The organism is Woeseia sp. D3-10 (assembly GCF_055809415.1).
Genome location: NZ_JBVVTW010000006.1, coordinates 1 through 22,082, shown reverse-complemented (window position 1 = coordinate 22,082; position 22,082 = coordinate 1). Strand labels below are relative to the sequence as shown.

Below are 22,082 nucleotides of genomic sequence, written 5' to 3'. Positions count from 1 at the left end.
TTTTTTTTTTTTTTTTTTTTTTTTTTTTTTTTTTTTTTTTTTTTTTTTTTTTTTTTTTTTTTTTTTTTTTTTTTTTTTTTTTTTTTTTTTTTTTTTTTTTTTTTTTTTTTTTTTTTTTTTTTTTTTTTTTTTTTTTTTTTTTTTTTTTTTTTTTTTTTTTTTTTTTTTTTTTTTTTTTTTTTTTTTTTTTTTTTTTTTTTTTTTTTTTTTTTTTTTTTTTTTTTTTTTTTTTTTTTTTTTTTTTTTTTTTTTTTTTTTTTTTTTTTTTTTTTTTTTTTTTTTTTTTTTTTTTTTTTTTTTTTTTTTTTTTTTTTTTTTTTTTTTTTTTTTTTTTTTTTTTTTTTTTTTTTTTTTTTTTTTTTTTTTTTTTTTTTTTTTTTTTTTTTTTTTTTTTTTTTTTTTTTTTTTTTTTTTTTTTTTTTTTTTTTTTTTTTTTTTTTTTTTTTTTTTTTTTTTTTTTTTTTTTTTTTTTTTTTTTTTTTTTTTTTTTTTTTTTTTTTTTTTTTTTTTTTTTTTTTTTTTTTTTTTTTTTTTTTTTTTTCAGGCGCCCATACAATAAACGATAAAAAGGCAATTGAAGCAGTGGCATATACCATTGATGCATAGCCAAAGAGTTTTTTGCGTGAAAACGTTGGCACGATTTGAGAGATAATGCCAAAGGCCGGCAATATCATGATGTAGACCCTGGGTGACCAAAGAACCAGAAGATATGCTGGAACAAGACTGGGTCACCACCACCGGCTGCATCAAAGAAGCTTGTGCCAAAGTATTTGTCGGTTAATACCATGGTTACAACGCCAGCCAAAACCGGCATTACAGCGATTAATAAAAACGCGGTAATTAACCATGTCCAGACAAACAAGGGCATCTTCATGTAGGTCATGCCTGGTGCACGCATATTAAATATCGTCACAATAACGTTAATCGCACCCATAATGGAGCTAATACCCATGATGTGCACCGAAAATACAAACAGGGCAGTACTGTCACCGCTGTATGTGGTCGACAAAGGTGCATAGAAGGTCCAACCAAATGCCGGTCCGCCACCTTCAACGAAAAGCGACGACAAAAGAATAAGGAAGGCAAAAGGAAGGATCCAAAAGCTCCAGTTGTTCATTCTTGGCAGGGCCATATCAGGCGCACCAATCATCATGGGGACCAACCAGTTTGCCAATCCGGTAAATGCTGGCATTACCGCCCCAAAGACCATAATCAGACCATGAACGATCGTCATTTGATTAAAGAAATTCGGCTCAACTATTTGTAGGCCTGGCTGAAACAGCTCAGCACGAATGACCATTGCCATTGCGCCGCCCACTAAAAACATAATGAAAGCAAACCATAATAAAGTGTGCCAATATCTTTATGGTTAGTCGTTAATACCCAGCGCATTAAGCCTTTTGGAATGTGATGATGATGATCATCGTGGTCGCCATGAGCGTCTGGAGCATTTGCGATATCTGTTGCACTTGACATGTAAATTTTCTCCTACTGGCCATTCATGATGGCATTAACATCTTTTGCTTGAACCATTTCACCGGTGTCATTTCCCCATGCATTACGCTGGGAAAGAACGACCGCAGCGATTTCTGACATAGTAAGCTGTCTCGAAAATGACTGCATTGCAGTGCCGGATTGTCCGTACACGATAATGCCAATATGATTCTCTTGGGGACCCAGCGCTACGGGTGACCCCTTAATTGCTGGGAATACACCAGCAAGGCCTTCACCATTTGGCATATGGCATGAAGCACAAACCGCGTCATACACGCGTTTGCCGTCCGCCATTAATTCTTCCATCGACATATTCATCGCTAACAAACGTTGCTCTTCTTCTTTTGCTCTTAGCGCAATCGCTTCTTGTTCATCAATCCAAGCATCGTACTCAGCAGGGTCTTTTGCAATGACCACAATCGGCATAAAGCCATGGTCTTTTCCGCAAAGCTCGGCGCACTGTCCACGATACACGCCCGGCTCATTCACATTTGTCCAGGCCTCGTTTATAAAACCGGGGTTTGCATCTTTTTTAACTGCAAAATCGGGCACCCACCACGAATGAATCACATCGTCTGAGGTAATTAAAAATCTGACTTTTTTGCCTGTGGGGATCACCAGCGGACGGTCAACTTCAAGCAGGTAGTTCTCGCCTTTGGTAAATTTGTTTTGGATCTGTTCGCGCTCAGTCGCAAGCGTTGAGAAAAACTCAACGTCATTATCCATGTATTTATAATGCCACTTCCATTGTGAGCCGGTGACTAACACAGTAATATCTGCCTTCGACGCATCTTCCATTTCAATTAGCGTGCTCGCAGCCGGCACCGCCATCGCTATCAAAATCATGAAAGGGACCACAGTCCAAGCAATTTCTACTTTTACGTTGTCGTGGAAATTGGCGGGTTTAGCGCCTTTGGACTTTCGATGCTTGATCATAGAATAGAACATGACACCAAACACCAGCACAGCGATAACCACGCAAATGTAAAACATCATCATATGTAGACCATATACATCTTGGCTGATGTCAGTAACACCCGGTCGAAGATTAAGATTCAGAACGTTCACTTGCCGCTGTAGCAAGCGCTAACATGGGTGAACTCATTAATATGGCAGTAAAAGCTAATTGCAGCGACTTCACACTGGACTCCCGAAGTTGTGTTTAGCGAGTCAGCTCTCTTAGGTTCAGTTTACAGTACGACCGAAATTATGTGGCTGACTTTTCGTCATGTTATTGATATGTGAATAACTGTGTAATGATTAATCAAACAATAGCTTAGGTAAAGCACTTTTTGTAGGAAAACCTTCGTATCACATCGTTAAACCCATATTTTTGCTGAATAATTAAACAAACTGAAGTTTTTGACTTAAAATCTTTGTATTTAATGTGAATATTTTGTGACAGGAGGGTTAACTAAAAGAATCATTGAATATCCGAAAAGAAGGGATGATGTTGATTGTAATCGCATCAATCGACGAAACACGCCGTTGCGGTCACAAACAGCCTATGCGATTCTCAAGGCACTACTTGACTATGCTTCGCGCGAGCGTATGGAAAAAGGAAAAGGCCGCTCAATACGACCTTAAAAATCTGGCAGCCTAACTGAAATTCACATTATCGCGAATGACGCCAACGGCTAAACCCTCAATCTCAAAATGTTGAGAGCGTAAATCGACCTCGATAGGGGAGAACTCCTCGTTTTCTGCAATCAAGAAAACCGTAGGGCCTCTCTTTTCAAAGCGTTTAACCGTGACATCCTCGTCAATACGCGCAACAACGATCTGACCGTTTCGGGCATTGTTGGTCTTGTGCACGGCAAGTAAGTCACCGTCCATGATGCCAATGTCTTTCATACTCATACCGTCAACTCGCAGTAAAAAGTCTGCGCCGGGGTGAAACATGGCAGGGTCTACTTTATAGTGTGAATCGACATGCTCTTGCGCCAAAATAGGTTGCCCGGCCGCTACTTTACCGATTAAAGGAATGCCGTCTTCTTCAATCTCGTCCTCTAGTGGGCAATTTAGGCGAATGCCACGAGATGTTCCGGGAGAATTTCTATCACGTTCTTTTTCAGCGAGAGCCTTAAGGTGCTCTTCAGCAGCGTTAGCTGATTTAAACCCTAACTCGCGAGCGATTTCAGCGCGCGTTGGGGGCATGCCTGTGTCTATCATCGTAGATTTTATGAGCTTAAGAACTTCTTCTTGCCTGGGAGTTAGTGGACGCATAACCAGCCTGTTTTTCTATACAGTTATTTGCAGTATATCGCGATTTGTATAAATGACAACTGCTTTGAGCAAATCTTAAGCGACTTCAATGGCGCGCTGTCATGCGCTTGAGCTACCGTGATTGCACTGTGAAACAACAACGGCGCATTTTTTATCCAGACTATTTTAAGTATAAGCGAGCAAAAGCGTGCTAATATTTGCGTCTTGATTCGCTTAGGAGCCATTATGCAAGCGCTTGGCAACGCTCTTCGTTTTCTTATTTCAAAGGCTATCGGGTGGCTGATATCTGTTAAAAGTGTACCGGCCGATATTGAGAAAGAGTTAGGTATCGATAAAAACCGACGATTTTATATCTATTGCCGACAGTATCATTTGCCGACCAACTTGCGCTTCACAAATCCACCCAGGCGCTTGGCTTGCCGAGCCCCTATGATGGCATCGAGATTGAAGGCAAGGAGCGAAAGCGTCGTTACTTTTTAACTCGTCCGCAAAGTCTATTTACGCGTCGAATTGCAAAGACATCAATAGAAGATGTGTTTACTGAATACTTCCATATTCACCGTGAGCATCCTGAATTAGATTTACAAATCCTGCCTGTCTTTATTTCTTGGGACGCTCCGCTGGCAAGGAAAAAAGTGGTTTTGCTCAACTTTTAGCCAGCAAAGCTTCACCCTAACTGGCTACGCAAGTTAATGATCGTCTTGTTTTTTGGGCGTGACAATTTTGTGTCATATTCGCCAGCAGTGTCCACCAAACAAATGGCCGAGCTGCACGGCAGCGATAAGCAAATTGCGCAGAAGCTGGTGCGTGTGGCGCGAACCCATTTTCAGCGTAAACGACAGACTCTAAATGCTGGCCCGACCCTATTAGAACGCAGTACGCTTTATAACAGCATATTGGGCGCGGATTCGGTTAAACAGACTATCTCTGATGAAGTTAAACAAAAAGGCAGCAGTTACGAGGCTGGGCGAAGTAAAGCGGTCAAGTACATAGATGAAATTGCCGCAGATTATCGTGAAGGTTTGATTCGTACTGGCGATCGCGTACTCACTCGTATCTGGAACAAAATATATGACGGCATTGATGTAGGTCATGCTGAACGAGCGAGAGAACTTGCACAAAATGGCCATGAAATCATATATGTACCTTGCCACCGCAGTCATATGGATTATTTGCTGCTCACCTATGTCATTTATCATGAAGGCTTGGTGACGCCGCATATTGCTGCCGGAATTAATCTTAATTTCTGGCCTGCGGGTGGCATTTTCAGGCGTTGTGGCGCGTTCTTTTTGAGGCGTAGTTTTGCCGGAAAAATAAGCTCAACACAGCGGTGTTTCGCGAATATCTGGAATTACTATTTAATAAAGGTTACTCAGTTAAGTATTTTCCTGAAGGTGGTATGAGCAGAACCGGGCGTTTACTGCCACCTAAGACCGGCATGCTAGCAATGACGCTGCAAGCGATGACCAAAGGCATAAACAGACCCGTATCGATAGTACCGGTATATATTGGTTATGAGCACGTTATGGAAGTGAAAAGCTACATGAAAGAGCTCAAAGGAAAGACAAAAAAGAAAGAGTCCCCTACACAGGTATTTTCTGCTATTCGCAAACTCAAAAACTACGGCCACGGCTTTGTTAACTTTGGAGAACCTATTCAGCTAAACCAGTTTCTGGATGAAAAAGTGTGCAGACTGGCGTAAAGATAAGATGGAAGACGACAAAAAACCAAAATGGCTCACGCCTGCGGTTAATCAACTAGCTGACACCATTATGACGCGCATTAATCGAGCTGCTGCCATTAATGGCACGGCGCTTTTGGCGACCCGTCTTATCTCTCGTCTAAAACCCAAATTATGAGTAGAAAAGAGCTGGTTAAAAGTGTTAAGGACTACCTTAATATGTTTCAGCACGTCACTTATAGTGAAGACTGCACCTTGCCAGACGAGACTGCCGTTAATTTAGTTGACCGTACCCTTGCCCTTAACCGCTTTGAACAAAGCGAAGATAGCTTCGGTCAGATGGTCTCTCCGAAAGACGACAGTGCGGTGTTGCTGACATTTTATCGAAACAACGTGATGCATATGTTCGCCATCCCTTCTCTGATCATGGGTGGCGGTGTCCGCCAACCTCAAAATGCAAAAAGCAGATATCCTTCGCCTTGTTGAGACTATCTTTCCGCTGCTCAAACGCGAGTACTTTATGCGCACGAAAGTACTGATGAAGCAAAGCAAGACGCCGAAAAGCTTATCGATTACATGAAATCGGTGGGTATGTTGCAGCAGCAAGGCAAGTTCGTCTGCCCGCCTCGTGCCGCCAGATCTGACCAACGCTTTCACTCTTCGTGGTTATTAGGCCGTGCGATGCAAGAAACGTGGCAGCGTCATGCCATTGTACTGCATGTTTTAGAGACTGAGAAAGTCATTGGCCGCGCACAGCTTGAGCGACAGAGTCAAACGCTTGCTGAGCGCATGTCAGCCTTGTTTGGAATGAGCTCACCGGAATTCTACGACAAAAATGTACTTAGTGCGTTTGTGAATGCCCTGCGGGACAACCAGCATTTGCATCATCAAGATGATGGTAAATTCCGGCTTTCTCTGAGAGCAGCTTAGCACTCAAACACGCAATAACGCCCTTGGTGTGGCCAGAAATTATGCAGCATCTTGAGCAAATTTAAGCTGGCTGTGACATCTGAGGCCAGAAAAAATTCGATACGCCGGGTCTTGCGTATGTTCTTGCGCTGAATATGACCCGTGTTTTGCCTCAGTTAAGCTCTTTAAATGACTGTCGAATATCGCCCGTTCGCCGGTTTTAATGTCAAAACCGACCAAGACTAAACCTTGCGCTGCGCCGTGATTGCGATAATGAAATAAAGGTAATGTTCCACTGCTCACCAAGAGTATCTAAAAAGTGCATTAATGCCCCAGGGTACTCAGGGAAGGCAAACGAAAACAAGGTTTCATTCAGTGCTACTTGTGGTTTACCGCCGACCATATGGCGAAGATGCAGTTTAGCCAGCTCATTGTCAGATAAATCAAAACACTGATATTCGTTATCGCGCAGTCGTTTTAACAGCGCCTCATACTCGCGCTTACCGCGTCTGAGCTTCACCCCTACATAAATGTGAGCTTCATGCTCATTGGCAAATCGATAATTAAACTCTGAAATATTTAACCCGCCAAGCGTTGCGCAAAATGCTCTAAAAGCGCCTTTTTCTTCCTTGAGTTTAACCGCAAACACCGCCTCTTTTTGCTCACCTAATTCACAACGTTCAGATACGTAACGTAAAGTGTGAAAATTAATATTCGCGCCACACAAAATGCCTGCGATATTTGCGCCTTCAATACCATGTTGTTTGCAGTATTTTCGCATCGCGGCAATCGACAGTGCGCCCGCAGGCTCGGCTATGACGCGTGTATCGTCAAAAATATCCTTAATAGCCGTGCAGATTTCATCATTGCTGACACTCAAGACTTCGTCCACATATTGCTGACATAGTCGAAAGGGTTCTTCACCAATTGTTTTTACAGCGACGCCATCTGCAAAAATACCCACGCTAGGCAGCGTTACCGGTTTGCCTGCTTCAAGCGCAGCTTGCAAACACGCTGATTCCTCCGATTCCACAGCAATAATGCGAATATTCGGATTAATTTGCTTAACATAAACGGAGATCCCAGCGGCCAAACCACCCCCGCCCACTGCTACAAATAAATAATCAAGATGCTGAATATGTTCCAAAATTTCCTTGCCAATCGTCCCTTGACCTGCAATCACATCAGGATGGTCGAATGGCGGGATCATCGTCATGCCGGAAGCTTCGCAGAGACTTTTAGCATGCTCGCTGGCTTGGTCAAAACTGGTCCCGTGCTGCACCACCAGGTGACGTATTCCTGCCCGAAATGTTTTACTGCATCCAGACTTTAATTTCTGGGGTGGTTTCAGGCATTACAATGACGGCGGCAATTTTTAAGTCTATTAGCCGCATAAGCTACGCCTTGCGCATGGTTACCCGCCTGAAGCCGTCACTACACCAGCCTGCTGCTGCGCGTCGGAAAGCTGAGCGATGCAGTTATATGCACCTCTGAGTTTAAACGACTTTACGGGCTGTTGGTCTTCTCGCTTTAAGAAAACGTGATTCTTGATTTGCTTAGATAAACTTGGCATTTTGACCAAATCGGTCGAAATGGCAGCATCGTAAATAGGCGCCTGTAGAATTTTGACTAAATAGTCTTGTTTGCTTAGGGGCTTTGTTTGCTTGGATACTGGGCTTTTGAGGCTTACGCCTGATTCTGTGCTCATCTTGCCTGTCTAATTCTAGCGAATAATAAAGTCTTGGTTGGCAGAATCATCGCAAACAATCACAAATAGGTCGAGCTTTTCATAACAATGTCGCGCTTTACATTACAAGCGCAGACCTCACGATACAGGCCTCTATAAACTGGAAAAAACTGATCGTGCGTTTGATATATCCTGTTAAGGCTAGGGTAACTTGGCGAATTGACAACATACATACTTTTGCAAACATCAAAATAACTTAGCAAGTATGGTAATTAAGCGATTAAATACTAGTAAAATATTTATTCAGATAGCTTGACCCTCACCTAAAGGTATATACTCCAGGATAATCATGTTAGTCAATAACAAGCATGGGTAATCAATTGTGAAAATAACAGAGAAAAACAAATTCAGCGTCGGACAGCTAAGTAAATTAAGTGGCGTCAGCGTGCGTACTTTGCACTTCTACGACGAGAAAGATTTACTGACAGCTAAAAGGGACAGTAATGGCTACCGTTTTTACTCTAACTACGATGCTGCATTGTTACAGCAAATCATTATCTATCGACAAATGGATATGCGTTTGGAAGATATTGCGACCATCATTCACGCTGACAACTTTGACTTGTTAAGTGCTCTGCAAAAACAGCACGAGCTGCTAATACGACGTCGTGAAAGCACCGACGATATGATTAAACGAATCGAGGTATCAATCAAAATGACACAAGGTGAAGAAAATTTGGATGCAATCCTTAAAGGGTTACCGGGGCAGCGAAAATTGAAGAGTGGAAGTCTGAAATCAAACAGGATGAACACGGCGATGATGTGTTGGAAGCTTATGGCAAAATACCAAATGATGAAGTCCAAGATATCAAAGAAGGAGCTGATGTTTGGACAAACATTATATGGAAGAAACCCATCTACCTGCAAGCGATGAAAAAGTGCAAACGATGATGAAAGAGGCCTACGTAATTATGAATGGTATGTATTATAAAACCATGGATGATTTTAAGGGTGCAAACTACGAGTTTGTAAAGGCAATATGCAATGAGGGAAGAAAAGACAAAGTAGTCGTCGATATCTATGAAACTTATCAAAAAGGCATGGCAAAACACTATTTTGATGCGATGGAATATTTTGCTGAAAACTCGCTTAAGGATAACGAAGAGATGTATCTTCACCTAAGATAGAGAAATGTACAAAGTGAGATAGCGAGTGACTGCGTAACTTCCCTCAAGTGGCACTACTACCTATGTCATTCCAGCCTGCACAGAAATGACTTCGATGAATTGAAGCTATGAGTGGGTACTATAATTTAGAAATCGTGTGCTCGCATCACTCGTTTGTGCGAAAAAACCATACCAAAGCCCCGTACCAATGCGTATGCCTATGCGAGATACTATCCACGTTGATTAAACAAGGATAAAAAGACAAGGATGTCACTTTCAGTTGTATACACTCGCGCAAATATCGGTATAGATGCACCGCTGGTCACTATCGAAGTGCATTTATCCAACGGATTGCCGTGCTTTCAATTAGTAGGGTTGCCCGAAACTACAGTGAAAGAAAGCCGCGACCGAGTGCGCAGCGCAATGATAAATGCGGGATTCGAATTCCCCAGCAAACGCATTACGGTGAATATGGCTCCTGCTGATTTGCCAAAAGGTGGCGGGCGTTTTGACCTAGCTATCGCAATTGGCATCATTGCCGCCAGTGAAGAAATACCCGCCACTCAACTAGAAGCCTTCGAATTTGTAGGCGAGCTGGCGCTTTCTGGTCAGCTTCGCGCGATTGATGGCGCACTGCCAATGGCCTTTGCCACGCAAAAGAGTAATCGGCAGTTAGTCTTACCTCAAACTAACGCCAGTGAAGCGGCGCTTGTTACCCAAGCGTCAGTGCTTAGCGCGGATGATTTGTTTGACGTGTATTTGCACTTAATCGGCAAAAAAGAGCTGCCAATAGCCCAATCCGACGATGGCGAATGCCAACAGCAAGACTACGGGGATCTCAATGAAATTATTGACCAACAGCATGCAAAACGAGCATTAGAAATATGCGCCACCGGCGGCCATAACCTGCTATTTTTTGGGCCTGCGGGAACCGGCAAAAGCATGCTGGCAAGTCGTTTACTGTCGATTATGCCTGATTTAAGCGAAGAGGATGCTTTGACGGTAGCAAGCATCCGTTCAATTAGCGGTGAAGCTATACGCCCAAACAATTGGCGCAAAAGGCCCTTTAGGCAACCGCATCACTCAAGTTCGGCCGCGGCTATTGTAGGTGGCGGAAGCTATCCGCGCCCAGGGGAAATTACGCTGGCTCACAAAGGCGTGCTATTTTTAGATGAGCTGCCTGAGTTTGGCAGGCATGTATTAGATGTAATGCGTGAGCCGCTTGAGACAGGTGAAATAAATTTGTCCAGAGCCGCACAAAAAATTACCTACCCCGCTGATTTTCAGCTCATCGCGGCTATGAACCCGAGTCCAACTGGAGATGTTGATGACAAACGCTCCAATGCAGATCAAATTTTGCGATATCTTAGCCGCATTTCTGGCCCACTGCTTGACCGCATCGACCTTCAGGTCAACGTGCCTCGCATCCCATTAGAGGATGCCATACGCAAATCATCAGCTGCTCGTGGTAAAAATATCGAAAGCAGCAGCATTGTGAAACAACGCGTAGAGCGCGCTCAACACATACAGCTCAAGCGTCAAAATATGCTCAACAGCGCCCTGAACAATAAAAGCGTAGAGCAATTTTGCTTATTAAATCAGGAGAATCAGCGCTTTGTGACTCAAGCGATGGATGCTTTAGGACTTTCGATGCGCGCCTATCATCGTACTTTAAAAGTGGCTCGCAGTATTGCTGATTTGGCAGGGAGCGAGACTATTGAGCAGGCTCATCTCGCTGAGGCGCTTAGTTTTAGAAGCTTCGACAGATTGCTGTATCAACTGAGCAACAATTGAGTGAGATTCTTTAGCAAGGGCTCTTGCGCTCGCTCTTTCAAATAGCACAAACCCAAGTGATATGCCTCAATATTGGTGACTTTAAGTGCGCGCACTTTATTCTTAACAACCGAATTCTCAAGCACAATTTTGGGCACAAAGCCAACGCCAAGACCCAATGACACCATGCTCACGATGGCCTCGTTTCCAGACACTTGCGCATACACTTTTGGGCGAATATTTTGCTCTGCAAACCAATGATGAACGATTCTTTTTGATGGTCCTCGCGCGGGCAGAATCGCGTCGACCTTTTGCCAGTTCATGTCTTGCCAACGGTCAACTTCCATATTCTTAGGGACAATTAATACGAGCGGCACCGTATCAATAGCGGCAAAGCTTACGTGCTGCGGAAAATCGGGCGTATAAATCGCGAGGGCTAAATCTGCTTGACGCGCACTTACCTTATCTAGTGCGAGGGCATGATCGCCTGTGTCGAGCTTAATTTCTACCAGCGGGAAATGCTGATGTAAGGTGTCGAGCATCGTCGGCAGGTAGCTTTGACTCGCCGTCACCGAACAGTAAAATGACAGCTCTCCGGATAAGGCTTGTTCATGACTGCGCATGCTTTGCTTCATTAATGCGTATTGTGTCAGCGTCTGATTGGCAAACTCTAGCAAAGCCTTGCCAGAGGCAGTAATGGAAACACGCCTATTATTGCGTATAAACAAAGCACTGCCGCATTCATCTTCAAGTCGATTAATTATTCTCGAAAGTGTGGGAGGAGACACAAACATGGCCTCTGCCGTTTTTGAGAAATTCAGTGAGCTTGCCAAGTGTTGAAAGAGTTTCAGGCTCTTTATGTCCATGATGTATTTCCATTGTTTTGCAAATGACTCCACGAGTTTGAGCATTGGCTTGCGTTGCGAACTCATTGCATTGTTTGTTTTACCCTATACTTTCATATAATGAAATACTTTCTTTTAAATAATTCAATTTAATTAATCACACAATTTTTGTACAGTAATCGCATCGTCGCGGTAAGCGACCACAAAATTTTGGAATTAATATACATGTCAAATTATTTTAATAGCCTCCCGTTTAGAAAGCAGCTCGACCAATTGGGTCAATGCCGCTTTATGAAACGTGAGGAGTTTGCCAGCGGCTGTGAAGCGCTAAAGGGCAAGTCTGTTGTTATCGTGGGCTGTGGCGCACAAGGCCTAAATCAAGGCTTAAACATGCGCGATTCAGGTTTGGATATCGCCTACGCGCTCAGACAAAGCGCCATTGATGAAAAACGTGATTCTTTTAAGCGCGCCAGTGAAAACGGCTTTACGGTGGGCACTTACGAGCAGCTTATTCCAACAGCAGATTTGGTGTACAACCTTACACCCGATAAGCAACACGCAAACGTGGTTGAAGCTGTTATGCCGCTAATGAAACAAGGGGCAGTGCTTAGCTACTCTCACGGTTTTAATATCGTAGAAGAAGGCCAGCAAATACGCAGTGACATTACTGTGGTCATGTGTGCGCCAAAATGCCCCGGTACTGAAGTACGTGAAGAATACAAACGCGGGTTTGGTGTACCAACATTGATTGCTGTACATCCTGAAAACGATCCCCAACAAATTGGATTAGAGGTCGCCAAGGCCCTAGCTAGCGCTACCGGAGGTGATAGAGCAGGCGTATTGGAAAGCTCTTTTGTTGCAGAAGTGAAATCAGACCTGATGGGCGAACAAACGATATTGTGTGGTATGCAGCAGGCCGCAGCCATTCTTGGCTATGACAAAATGGTCGCTGACGGCATCGATCCAGCCTACGCTGCTGCCCTGATTCAATATGGCCTGGAGGCAATTACCGAGGCACTTAAGATTGGTGGCGTCACCAACATGATGGACCGCTTATCAAACCCTGCGAAAGTCGAAGCTTACGCGCTTTCAGAGCAACTAAAAACACTTTTGAGACCGCTTTTTGAAAAACATCAAGACGATATCTTAAGCGGCGAATTCTCGCGCACCATGATGGAAGATTGGTCAAACGGCGATGCTAACTTACTAAAATGGCGAGAAGAAACCGGTCAAAGTGGGTTTGAGCAAGCGCCTGTATACAATGGAAAAATTGACGACCAAGTGTTCTTTGATAAAGGCATTTTGATTGTTGCCATGATTAAAGCAGGTGTTGAGTTAGCCTTTGACGTAATGGTAGAAGCCGGTATTTTACCTGAATCAGCGTATTATGAGTCGCTTCACGAAACACCACTTATTTCCAATACCATTGCAAGAAAGCGCTTGTACGAAATGAACGTAGTGATTTCAGACACCGCTGAATATGGCAATTACTTGTTCGCCAATGCTGCCATCCCGCTATTGCAGGAGCACATCATGCCAGCGCTCAAACCTGAACAACTCGGAAAAGGCTTTGACTCCGCTTCCAACGCGGTGGACAACAAGCAGCTAGTTGAGATAAACAAAGCCATTCGAAGTCACGGAGTTGAAAGTATTGGCCAGGTATTACGAGGATATATGACTGACATGAAGGCAATCGTTTAGCCTCTTAAATACGCTCAATTGCGCTGAAATATACCAGCGCGTAAACAGTTCTGTCGTTAGGTGCTTTAACTAAGCTCCTTTTGCCCGGTCAATTTGGCCGGGCTTTTTTGTGGCTAGCCTTTGGTGAGTTTTAGTGGGCCATGGCCTAAGCTAATCAAAATCCAATATGTCGGAAATTGCTTTAGCGTTTTGAACGCTGGAAATAAAAGTTCTCAAGCAACAAAAAACAAAGCACTGTAAGTCCTGGGAGAATCATAACACCCAGAAAAATGTAGTTGGGATAGACGTGATTTAAAGCGATCAAGGGTAAAACGCTCAAAACGACAAACATCAATAGAAAGCGATAAAACAATTTGCGACTAAGTTTAATACTCATTTGGATAATCAATCCTCCATTTAATTGCCTCAGTTTCGTTTAAAGCTTACTCAGTGCGAAGCGCACCGAAAGATAGGTCAGCAAACCAAAACTTAAAAACCCATAGGCAATTGGCGTAATGCTGGCATCTAAAAACATGTTGATGAATACTGCAATAGGCACTGAAAGTAGGCTAGTAAATGAACCGATAAAGGCGGCGCCAACACCTGCTATATGACCAACGGGCTGCATGGCGAGTGAATTGAGATTGCCAAATAATATACCAATGAAGAAAAACCCGACGAACATGGTGGATACGAATAACCAAAGCGGCGGTATACCCGAGAAGAAAAGACTTTGAACAAGCAAGGCAGTAGCAAATAAGAGCGTTAATACCAAAGCCCAAGAAATGAGCTTCACCATTCCTAAACGTACCACCATCATGCCATTAAAAAGTGAGGCCGCGCCAATCGAAAATGCTAGGGTTGCAAATAGTAAGGGGAAATACTCTCCCGTATCATAAATGCTTTGAAAGATTGTCTGCGAGCCGCTGAGATAGGCTAAAAAAGCGCCAAAAACTGCATCCCATGCCAATGGATGCGCCCATAACAACTGGATGCGTAATTAAAAATGCGATAGAGCGCATAAATTGGTGCCAATTAAATTTTGCGCGAGCGTGTCGGGGAAGCGTCTCCCCTTGGCGAGCGAAAAACCATAGCCCCGAGATGAGTGTAACAAGCGCAAATACAGTGAAAATATGCCGCCAACCTGCGCTTTGCATTACAACTTGACCAATGAGTGGCGCTATCATGGGTACCAAAATGAATATTACGGTGATAAAGCTCATCACCCGTGCCATTTTATCGCCAACATATAAATCTCGAATGAGCGCCATTGATGCAACCCGAGGCCCTGATACCCCTATAGCCTGAATAAAGCGTCCTATAAGCATGCTCTCCATGCTTTGTGACAAATAGCACAGCAAAGTACCCATCAGAAAAATGATCAAGCCAACAAGTATGGTGAGTCGCCTGCCTCTGGCATCTGCAAAAGGACCAAAAAATAATTGACCAAGTGCCATACCGGCAAAAAATAAGGAAATAATGAGATAAGTTTGTTGATTACTTGTGCTCGCTAACTCAGCACCAATTACATCAAGAGCCGGCAACATCGCATCAATGCTTAGCGCAACCAATGAGGTAAGTAAGGCCATTAATATGATGAACTCACCGAGAGAAAGAGCTTTTCGAGTACCGTGCATTATCACGGCCGTTTCACCTTTAGTATCATTCATCGCGTTGCAAAGACGTTATTTTGCCATTAGTTAATGAGTATATCCAACTATGCAGCTTTACGATTTGCCCGCGCGCGATGGCGTCTTGAAAGACACTGGTGCGCCTGACATTTTCTGCCTGCTGTAACACATTTAATTCGCACAAGCGCGCAAGGCGTTCATGCTGGCTTAGTCCATTCAGCTCGCTTTCATGTTCTGCAGCGATATCTCGTATATGTAACAACCAATTATCAATCAAACCCATCTTATCGGATTTTAAAGCCGCCTCAACACCACCACAGCCATAGTGCCCGCATACAATCACATGCTTTACTTTCAGCACGTCAATCGCATATTGCAAGACAGACAAACAGTTAAAATCGGTGTGAATAACCATGTTCGCCACATTTCTATGTACGAAGATATCGCCCGGCATCAAATCAACAATCTGATTGGCGGGAACACGCGAATCAGAACAGCCGATCCATAGATAAACCGGAGATTGCTGAGTGGATAGCTTTTCAAAAAACGCCGGATCTTTAGCGTGGGTCGCCTCCGCCCAGCGGATGTTATTATCGAGTAATTTCTTTATTTCAGGCATGTGTTAGAACAATAGCTTAGGAAAATCTGTGACAAATCGCTTGTGTCACTTTTACGTAAAATACAAAAATGAAAGCGTTAGTCCATTAACATATGGTAAGCAGTGTAACACAGGCTCAAAGCTGTGCGAGGACAGATTAAACGCTTTTTGTATTGCGGGTGGCCTTGATGCTCAGACGCTTGTTATTGTGCCATTGTACAAAGTCTTTTGCTTGCATGGGCTTGCCAAAGTAATACCCCTGAAAAACGTCACAGCCCATTTCATGCAAAATGTCGATTTGTAAGGCCTGCTCAACGCCTTCAGCGACAATTGACATCGACATATGATGACCAATAGTAACAATCGCGCTGGCGAGCTTTCTGGCAGTGCGCTTATCGAGCGAACTCACAAAGGCCCGATCAATTTTAAGCACGTCCAAAGGTAAGTCTTTCAGATGGGAAAGCGAGGAATAGCCGGTACCAAAATCATCTAGCGCGATCGTAAAGCCGAGATAGCGCAGCTCACTTAAGCGCTCAATGCCCTCGTCTAAATTTTTCAGTAAGCCCGACTCTGTCAGCTCAAATTCTATTTGACTTGGTATCACGCCGTATTCATTTAGAATGAACATTGTTTTGTGGACAAAGTCCGGCTTGGCAAGTTGCAATGCACTGACGTTAATTGCCACACGCCCGTTAAAATCAAAACCCTCTTGTTGCCATGCCTGCAGCTGCTGACATACTTGACGAATAATAAGTAGTCCAAGCTTGTCGATATGACCGTTTTGTTCCGCCAATTCAATGAACTCTACCGGCGATACAAAACCAAGCTCTTGGTTAACCCAGCGGGCAAGTGCCTCAGCGCCTTTCAGCTCTCCTTCTTTTGACACCTTGGGTTGATACATTACAAAAAGCTCGTTCTCATTGATAAGTGCTTGTTCAAGTAATATATCAATACGGCTTTCTCTATCGGCTTTTTCTAAAGTGCTTTTATCAAAGGCGTTGTAAGCAAGCTTCTCCTGTTTTGCTTGCCTAAGCGCGAGACTCGCGCATCGAATGACGTCACTTTTACGCGGCGTTTGCCCCGGAAAAATCACTCCGCCAGCGCAGCTGTAGAGTTTAATTTCTCGACCTGAATGCTTGATTGGCGCCTGAATGAGTTGACTGCAAATGCTGTAGTGTTGCTCAACAAGGTGTTTAGGATCACCTTTCACATTCTCGATAACGATGGCAAACTCATCTCTTGAGAAACGCGCTATTTTCATATTTTCATCGACACAATCACGCAAGCGCTCACCTAGGACCTTAATCGCTGAATCAACAAATTCAAATCCAAACTGACGGTTGAGCTCAGACATTTTCGTTAATTCAAGCACCATCAATAAGGATTGAGATTGCGCGGCCAAATTACGTTCAAACTGCTCTTCGATAATTTTGTGTAACTGCGTGATGTTCGGTAGCTGCGTTTGATAATCGAAGTACGCCATTTGGCGAAGCTCTGATTCAAGTCTGTTTCTGCGCATTTCAGCACCCGCTCTTGAGGTCAGTACACGCATGATTTGCTCTTGAGTCGATGTATGCTCAAACGGGTGATCGTAGAGCGAAATAATGCTTCCTTCGATGCCACCCACCTCATTGATAATCGGATAATTGATATAACCTGTCGCTCTTACTTTCTGAAACAAGGGAACGTCTGGGAAATCTCTATATAAGCCGTCCTTGATGATAGTTGGATGGTCTTTTTCAAATAATCGATTGTCAATGGTATCGAGAGGATATGAAAAGTTGGGAATGAGTTTATGCTGATGAAAAGCCGCCTTTGTGCGGATCCAAGGTTTTCCATCTTCTACCGAATATAAGGCTAAGTACGTAAAACTGGCGCCGCTGACTTTATCAAGTTGTTCCATCATCTCAACATAAAATCGATCGCTGTCTACCGATGACGTTCCCTCTGCCAAGTTTGCCAACATCTCCTCCAACTGTTGCCGAAGGGCTATCTGCTTGTTCAAACTGGCCGTTTTTGCGGCTAATGAAATGGAGATACTCAAACATGCTGCTACGTTTAAGATAGTTGAGGGCAAGCCACCAAAATATATTAGGTCAAATTTACCACTATCTACCATTGCGTTTACAACAGAAATACCAACTATCAAGGTGAGGGTGCTGCATAAAATACCGAAAACCACATATTCTTCGCGTTTATGTAGACGCACAGCAACGCCAATCAACACACAAACAACAAACGCAGACACGGAGTAACGGGCAAGTTCAAATGCACTTTGTGAGCCTGCTAAACGATATACCTGTTCATTGCCAAATACTGTGTAGCTAACCAGCTCAACATCTCCTGAAAAGCTAAGTGTGTATGGCATAACGATATTGGCAATTAAGCAAAAAATACAAATGCTCAACACGGGATAAAGGATACGTCTTTGAGGCCTCTCTCCGCTCCATTGTATAAAGAGCACATACAAAAGCGGTGTAGTTATCAAAATAATCGCAATTTGCATGCGTAACCAAGTAAGTGCGGTTTCTAAATTAGAGGCTTCGTGATAGCTCCAAGTGGCAAATTGAAAAATGGTCATCAATACGCAACCAAGCATGATGGTATTGAGATAGGGTTGTTTTTGGTTCAGTTTTGAGGCGAAAACCAGCACAAAGCACAGCAAATTGATTGCTATGCTTGCAGAGTAGTAAAAAGAGACTAACTCAGTTCCCATCTGAGCGTAGATAACCTTGTTGAAGTGTTGAAAACCTTGTGCAGGTTTTTATCTATAACAACTTTATCTACTGAATCAGGAAATTCTTGACCTTTGTTTGCAGCTTATTCAAACAAAACGCTTATGCGCGTATTTCACCGTCTCCATAGACGAGAAATTTTTCAGTGGTAAGCTGTTCAGCTCCCATTGGTCCGTAGGCATGAAGCTTACTCGTTGATATGCCAATCTCAGCCCCTAAACCCAGCTGTCCACCATCTGAAAAGCTGAGATGAGGCATTGAGCATAATCACCGAAGAATTCACCTCACGCATGAAACGCTGAGCGTTTTGCAAATGCTCAGTCACAATAACCTCTGTGTGCCCACTGCCATAGGTCTGAATATGAGATACCGCATCGTCAAAGTCGTCAACCACTTTTACAGCAATTTCAAGCGCTAAGTATTCAGCATCCCAATCTTGCTCAGTTGCTGCTACTGCGTCACTTTTTGTAAGCAGTGGTAGAGACTTGTCGCAAGCATGAACACGGACAGACTTATCGGCGAAAAGCTGGTCAATTAACGGAAGCGATTGCTGCGCAATATCGCTGTGAATAAGCAGCGTCTCCAAGGCATTGCATACGCCCGTTCGCTGAGTTTTTCCGTTCTCTAAAATCGGAAGTGCTTTTACAAGGTCGGCATCGGCATCAATGTACATGTGACACACGCCCTTAAAATGCTGAATAACGGGGATTTTACTGTTTTGCGATACGTATTGTATTAGCCCCTCGCCACCACGAGGGATCACCAAATCGATGCTGTCGCTCAATTCCAGCATTTGCGCCATCACCTCTCTGTCGGGCACGGGTATAACGGTTGCCACACCAACTGGAAGTTGCGCCGCTTCAAGCGCGCTGTGTAACACTTTTGCAAGCGCTTTATTGGAATGCTGCGCTTCTTTTCCACCTCGAAGGATGACTGCATTACCGGCTTTCAAACACAGGGCAGCCGCATCAATCGTCACGTTAGGCCGAGATTCGTAAATCATTGCCACTACACCAAGCGGAATTCGCATTTTTCCGACCTGAATGCCGCTGGGGAGGGGTTTAATATTGGATATACTCCCCAGAACTTCGTCTTGATTGGCGATTTCAATCACCGCATCTGATATTGAATTCACAGCCGCAGTGTCTAGCGCAAGCCTGTCTATCATCGCATCACTTAACCCGCTCTTTTTGGCTTCAGCAAGGTCTTTTGCATTAGCCGCTAGAATGTCTGACGTGCTATCGCGTAAACCTTGAGCAATGCTGACTAACAATGCCTTTCGTTTGCCCTGTGATAAATTAGCTATAGCTGTTGTAGCGGCTTTTGCGTCAGCTGCCGCTTGCTTGATATCAAATGTCATAACGGTGATATTTTAGCTCCTAATGAGTGGATGAAAGTTATTGTTCAACGTGCGTCTGTGGGCCCATCAGCACAAAGTTGTCGCGATGCAGTACTTCGGCGCTTTCGCTATACCCCAGAATGTACTGAATTTGGGCGCTTTTTGCGCCCTTTATCTGTTGTATTTCTGCTGAAGAATACGTCGCTAAGCCCTTTCCTATTAATTGACCATCGTGAGTCACCAACACTGCGTCGTCTTTTGAAAAACTGCCGATTACGTCGATGATACCAGCGGCAAGTAAAGAAGCCCCGCGTTCAGTAACAGCTAAATATGCGCCATGGTCGATGGCGATTTCGCCTTGAGGATGAGAAGTGTGGGTCAACCAATCTTGTCTAGCGGTAGTCTCATCATTCATTGGAACAAATAAAGTACCCGGACAATTACCCTCCGCCAACTCTTTAAATGTGTTCTCTTTTCGACCATTTACCAGCACCGTCTGAATACCCGACCCTGCACACTTTTTCGCCGCTTCAAGTTTCGTGATCATGCCCCCTGTACCTACCGATGAACCGGCTCCACCCGCAAGTCCCATTATTCTTTCATCGATATGAGTTACCGTCTCTAGTAATTTTGCTTCTGGGTCTTTTCTTGGATTACCGGTGTACAAGCCGTCAACATCCGTGCAAATGATCAAACAATCTGCCTGAATCGCAATGGCTGTGTGCGCCGCTAAATTATCGTTGTCGCCTACTTTTAATTCATCCAAGGCGACGGTGTCATTTTCATTGACGATGGGAAGAACATCGTGATCGAGAAGCTGTTGGATGGTATTTTGAATATTGACAAAGCGCTTGCGGTCGTTCAAGTCGTCGACAGTAAGCAGTAATTGAGCGCACGAGAAATCAAATAGATTTGCCCAAGTCGCCATCATCTTCGTTTGTCCAATTGCCGCCATCGCTGGCTTTTTTCCCAAACTAACTTGCTGGCCGGTTTTTATTTCTCCTCGTGCCGCCGCAACGCTGCCAGAAGACACTAAAATCACTTGCTTATTCTGCTCGCGACAGCGTTTGATGAACCATGCAACGTTAGTAAGAAACTTCTCACTGGTGCCAGTCCCATCTGGAGATACCAGTGCACTGCCGATTTTTACTACTGCTGTCTGCCAAGAAAAGGTGCTCATTGCTCACATAAAGTGTAGGGATTTGCGCACAGGATAAGGATTTGGTGCTGTTTCTCAAGCGAGAGTGACGGCTTTAGTGTTTAAAGCGATGTTTTTCTGGCTTTTTCGTGCAATTTTGCCAAAAATGCCCATAAAGTCACATTTTGTTAACAAGAGAACAGCATGTCTAAAGGAAAACGCATAAAAAAAGAGAAAGCTGAAAAAGCAAAGCTCGCAGAATTTGAGCAAAATAAACTCAGCGAAACACAGCAAGACCAAGCACCAAAGTACAATGCTTTTACCAATCCTAAAAATGTAAATTGGGTCATTTTATCTGGCGCGATGGCCACGCTGATAATCGTTCTTTTATTTGTACCTCAGCAATTAGGGGCAGGCATTACTTCCGTATACAGCGTTATGTTATGGACGGGCTTGTTCGGAGCAACGCTGTTCAGATATATCGGCAGAAGTGGGTGGTACGGTTTTTTTACTGGCAGCATTGTAGGTATGTTTTTACACATATTTGCGCCACTTTTACAGTCACTTTTCACCTAAATGAACCAATTTGGCGTAACAGGTTCAAAATAAGTCTGCGTTGACCGAGCTTTTAGTAGTTCGATGTATTGCTAAAGGGCGGGGCTACGCGTTAACGATATGCGTTTAGTTTAATAGCACCGATAAAAATAAAGAGTGAAAAGTTGTAAATGAATGGAAGAATAGCCTCTAAATCAACCATGCACGCAGTATTCATTGTGTTTGCGTGTTTCCTAATGGCCTGCGGTGGTGGGGGCTCAAACTCTTCGTCAGTTCCCGCAAGACCAAACCCAGCGCCGTCACCCAATCCTGTGCCGTCTCAACCTCAATGGACATTTGGTGTATACGAAAGTGCAAGCAATTTTGCTGCGCGCTGCGAAAGCCCACGCAGCGGCATCGACCCCATTAGCGGCAACGCGTATCCCGACACGGCAGGCTCTGCGCTAGAAGAAAAGCTTTGGATGCGTTCGTTTAGTAACGAGACTTACTTGTGGTTTGATGAGGTGCCTGACAACGACCCTAACGACTTCACCATCCCGGCCTACTTCGCTCAATTAAAAACAACAGAACTTACAGCCTCGGGCAAGCCTAAAGACAGTTTTCATTTTAGTGAAGATACTGCCTG

Annotated in this window: 15 protein-coding genes and 7 pseudogenes; 11 read left to right on the top strand and 11 right to left on the bottom strand. The window is 43.8% G+C overall.

The features are described from left to right. Positions 1-545 precede the first annotated feature (545 nt). From AC0L8N_RS00745 to lexA, 3 genes and pseudogenes are all read right to left on the bottom strand, one after another. Positions 546-1,476: pseudogene (locus AC0L8N_RS00745) on the bottom strand (cbb3-type cytochrome c oxidase subunit I); the annotation flags it as partial. 12 nt (positions 1,477-1,488) lie between these two features. Beyond that, positions 1,489-2,599: pseudogene (gene coxB / locus AC0L8N_RS00740) on the bottom strand (cytochrome c oxidase subunit II). Between the two features lie 494 nt (positions 2,600-3,093). Next, complete coding sequence (lexA, locus tag AC0L8N_RS00735) at positions 3,094-3,720, bottom strand: transcriptional repressor LexA (protein WP_473665682.1); 627 nt, start codon at positions 3,718-3,720, stop codon at positions 3,094-3,096. Between the two features lie 356 nt (positions 3,721-4,076). Between lexA and AC0L8N_RS00730 the strand changes: the two genes are divergently transcribed. The 5 genes and pseudogenes from AC0L8N_RS00730 to AC0L8N_RS00710 all read left to right on the top strand — a co-directional run bounded on the left by AC0L8N_RS00730 (position 4,077) and on the right by AC0L8N_RS00710 (position 6,331). Continuing rightward, positions 4,077-4,376, top strand: a complete 300-nt coding sequence (locus AC0L8N_RS00730; RefSeq protein ID WP_473665681.1) for a hypothetical protein — start codon at positions 4,077-4,079, stop codon at positions 4,374-4,376. Between the two features lie 36 nt (positions 4,377-4,412). Next, the gene (locus AC0L8N_RS00725) at positions 4,413-5,123 is read left to right on the top strand and encodes a 1-acyl-sn-glycerol-3-phosphate acyltransferase (RefSeq protein ID WP_473665680.1); all 711 of its coding nucleotides are present in this window, start codon (positions 4,413-4,415) and stop codon (positions 5,121-5,123) included. Beyond that, positions 5,051-5,422: a 1-acyl-sn-glycerol-3-phosphate acyltransferase gene (locus AC0L8N_RS00720; RefSeq protein ID WP_473665679.1), complete on the top strand. Its 372-nt coding sequence runs from the start codon at positions 5,051-5,053 to the stop codon at positions 5,420-5,422. Before AC0L8N_RS00725 ends, AC0L8N_RS00720 begins: the two co-directional genes overlap by 73 nt. Before the next feature lie 7 nt (positions 5,423-5,429). Then, entirely contained in the window at positions 5,430-5,579 is a 150-nt protein-coding gene (locus AC0L8N_RS00715) for a hypothetical protein (protein WP_473665678.1), read from the top strand. Further along, positions 5,576-6,331, top strand: a pseudogene (locus AC0L8N_RS00710) (hypothetical protein). Before AC0L8N_RS00715 ends, AC0L8N_RS00710 begins: the two are co-directional and overlap by 4 nt. A gap of 205 nt (positions 6,332-6,536) precedes the next feature. On the opposite strand, the gene AC0L8N_RS00705 reads toward AC0L8N_RS00710, so the two are convergent. Next, the gene (locus AC0L8N_RS00705) at positions 6,537-6,674 is read right to left on the bottom strand and encodes a hypothetical protein (RefSeq protein WP_473665683.1); all 138 of its coding nucleotides are present in this window, start codon (positions 6,672-6,674) and stop codon (positions 6,537-6,539) included. Next, positions 6,648-7,883, bottom strand: a pseudogene (gene ilvA / locus AC0L8N_RS00700) (threonine ammonia-lyase, biosynthetic); the annotation flags it as partial. The pseudogene ilvA and the gene AC0L8N_RS00705, both read right to left, overlap by 27 nt. 496 nt (positions 7,884-8,379) lie before the next feature. On the opposite strand from ilvA, the gene AC0L8N_RS00695 reads away from it, so the two are divergent. The 3 genes from AC0L8N_RS00695 (at position 8,380) to AC0L8N_RS00685 (ending at position 10,957) form a co-directional block, all read left to right on the top strand. After that, positions 8,380-8,931: a MerR family transcriptional regulator gene (locus AC0L8N_RS00695; protein ID WP_473665677.1), complete on the top strand. Its 552-nt coding sequence runs from the start codon at positions 8,380-8,382 to the stop codon at positions 8,929-8,931. Then, complete coding sequence (locus AC0L8N_RS00690) at positions 8,885-9,184, top strand: hypothetical protein (RefSeq protein ID WP_473665676.1); 300 nt, start codon at positions 8,885-8,887, stop codon at positions 9,182-9,184. The genes AC0L8N_RS00695 and AC0L8N_RS00690 overlap by 47 nt, the downstream gene beginning before the upstream one ends. 246 nt (positions 9,185-9,430) lie before the next feature. Beyond that, on the top strand, positions 9,431-10,957 hold the full coding sequence (locus AC0L8N_RS00685; RefSeq protein ID WP_395338761.1) for a YifB family Mg chelatase-like AAA ATPase: 1,527 nt from the start codon (positions 9,431-9,433) through the stop codon (positions 10,955-10,957). Here AC0L8N_RS00685 and ilvY read toward each other — a convergent pair. After that, positions 10,939-11,802, bottom strand: a complete 864-nt coding sequence (gene ilvY / locus AC0L8N_RS00680; protein ID WP_395345636.1) for an HTH-type transcriptional activator IlvY — start codon at positions 11,800-11,802, stop codon at positions 10,939-10,941. The two genes, AC0L8N_RS00685 and ilvY, sit on opposite strands and share 19 nt — an antisense overlap. A gap of 204 nt (positions 11,803-12,006) precedes the next feature. On the opposite strand from ilvY, the gene ilvC reads away from it, so the two are divergent. Continuing rightward, a complete protein-coding gene (ilvC, locus tag AC0L8N_RS00675) occupies positions 12,007-13,482 on the top strand; it encodes a ketol-acid reductoisomerase (RefSeq protein ID WP_395338763.1) in 1,476 nt (491 codons plus the stop codon). A 415-nt stretch (positions 13,483-13,897) separates the two neighbouring features. On the opposite strand, the pseudogene AC0L8N_RS00670 reads toward ilvC, so the two are convergent. From AC0L8N_RS00670 to proB, 5 genes and pseudogenes are all read right to left on the bottom strand, one after another. Next, positions 13,898-15,131 (bottom strand): annotated as a pseudogene (locus tag AC0L8N_RS00670) (multidrug effflux MFS transporter). Then, the gene (can, locus tag AC0L8N_RS00665) at positions 15,124-15,711 is read right to left on the bottom strand and encodes a carbonate dehydratase (RefSeq protein WP_395338767.1); all 588 of its coding nucleotides are present in this window, start codon (positions 15,709-15,711) and stop codon (positions 15,124-15,126) included. Before can ends, AC0L8N_RS00670 begins: the two are co-directional and overlap by 8 nt. 136 nt (positions 15,712-15,847) lie before the next feature. Beyond that, on the bottom strand, positions 15,848-18,406 hold the full coding sequence (locus tag AC0L8N_RS00660) for a putative bifunctional diguanylate cyclase/phosphodiesterase (protein ID WP_395338768.1): 2,559 nt from the start codon (positions 18,404-18,406) through the stop codon (positions 15,848-15,850). Between the two features lie 121 nt (positions 18,407-18,527). Then, positions 18,528-19,785, bottom strand: a pseudogene (locus AC0L8N_RS00655) (glutamate-5-semialdehyde dehydrogenase). Positions 19,786-19,822: 37 nt separating this feature from the next. Further along, positions 19,823-20,944, bottom strand: a complete 1,122-nt coding sequence (gene proB, locus AC0L8N_RS00650) for a glutamate 5-kinase (RefSeq protein ID WP_395338772.1) — start codon at positions 20,942-20,944, stop codon at positions 19,823-19,825. A gap of 162 nt (positions 20,945-21,106) precedes the next feature. On the opposite strand from proB, the gene AC0L8N_RS00645 reads away from it, so the two are divergent. Further along, positions 21,107-21,478, top strand: coding sequence for a hypothetical protein (locus AC0L8N_RS00645; RefSeq protein WP_395338774.1), 372 nt, complete (start codon positions 21,107-21,109; stop codon positions 21,476-21,478). 149 nt (positions 21,479-21,627) lie between these two features. Beyond that, positions 21,628-22,082: pseudogene (locus AC0L8N_RS00640) on the top strand (peptidase S41); the annotation flags it as partial.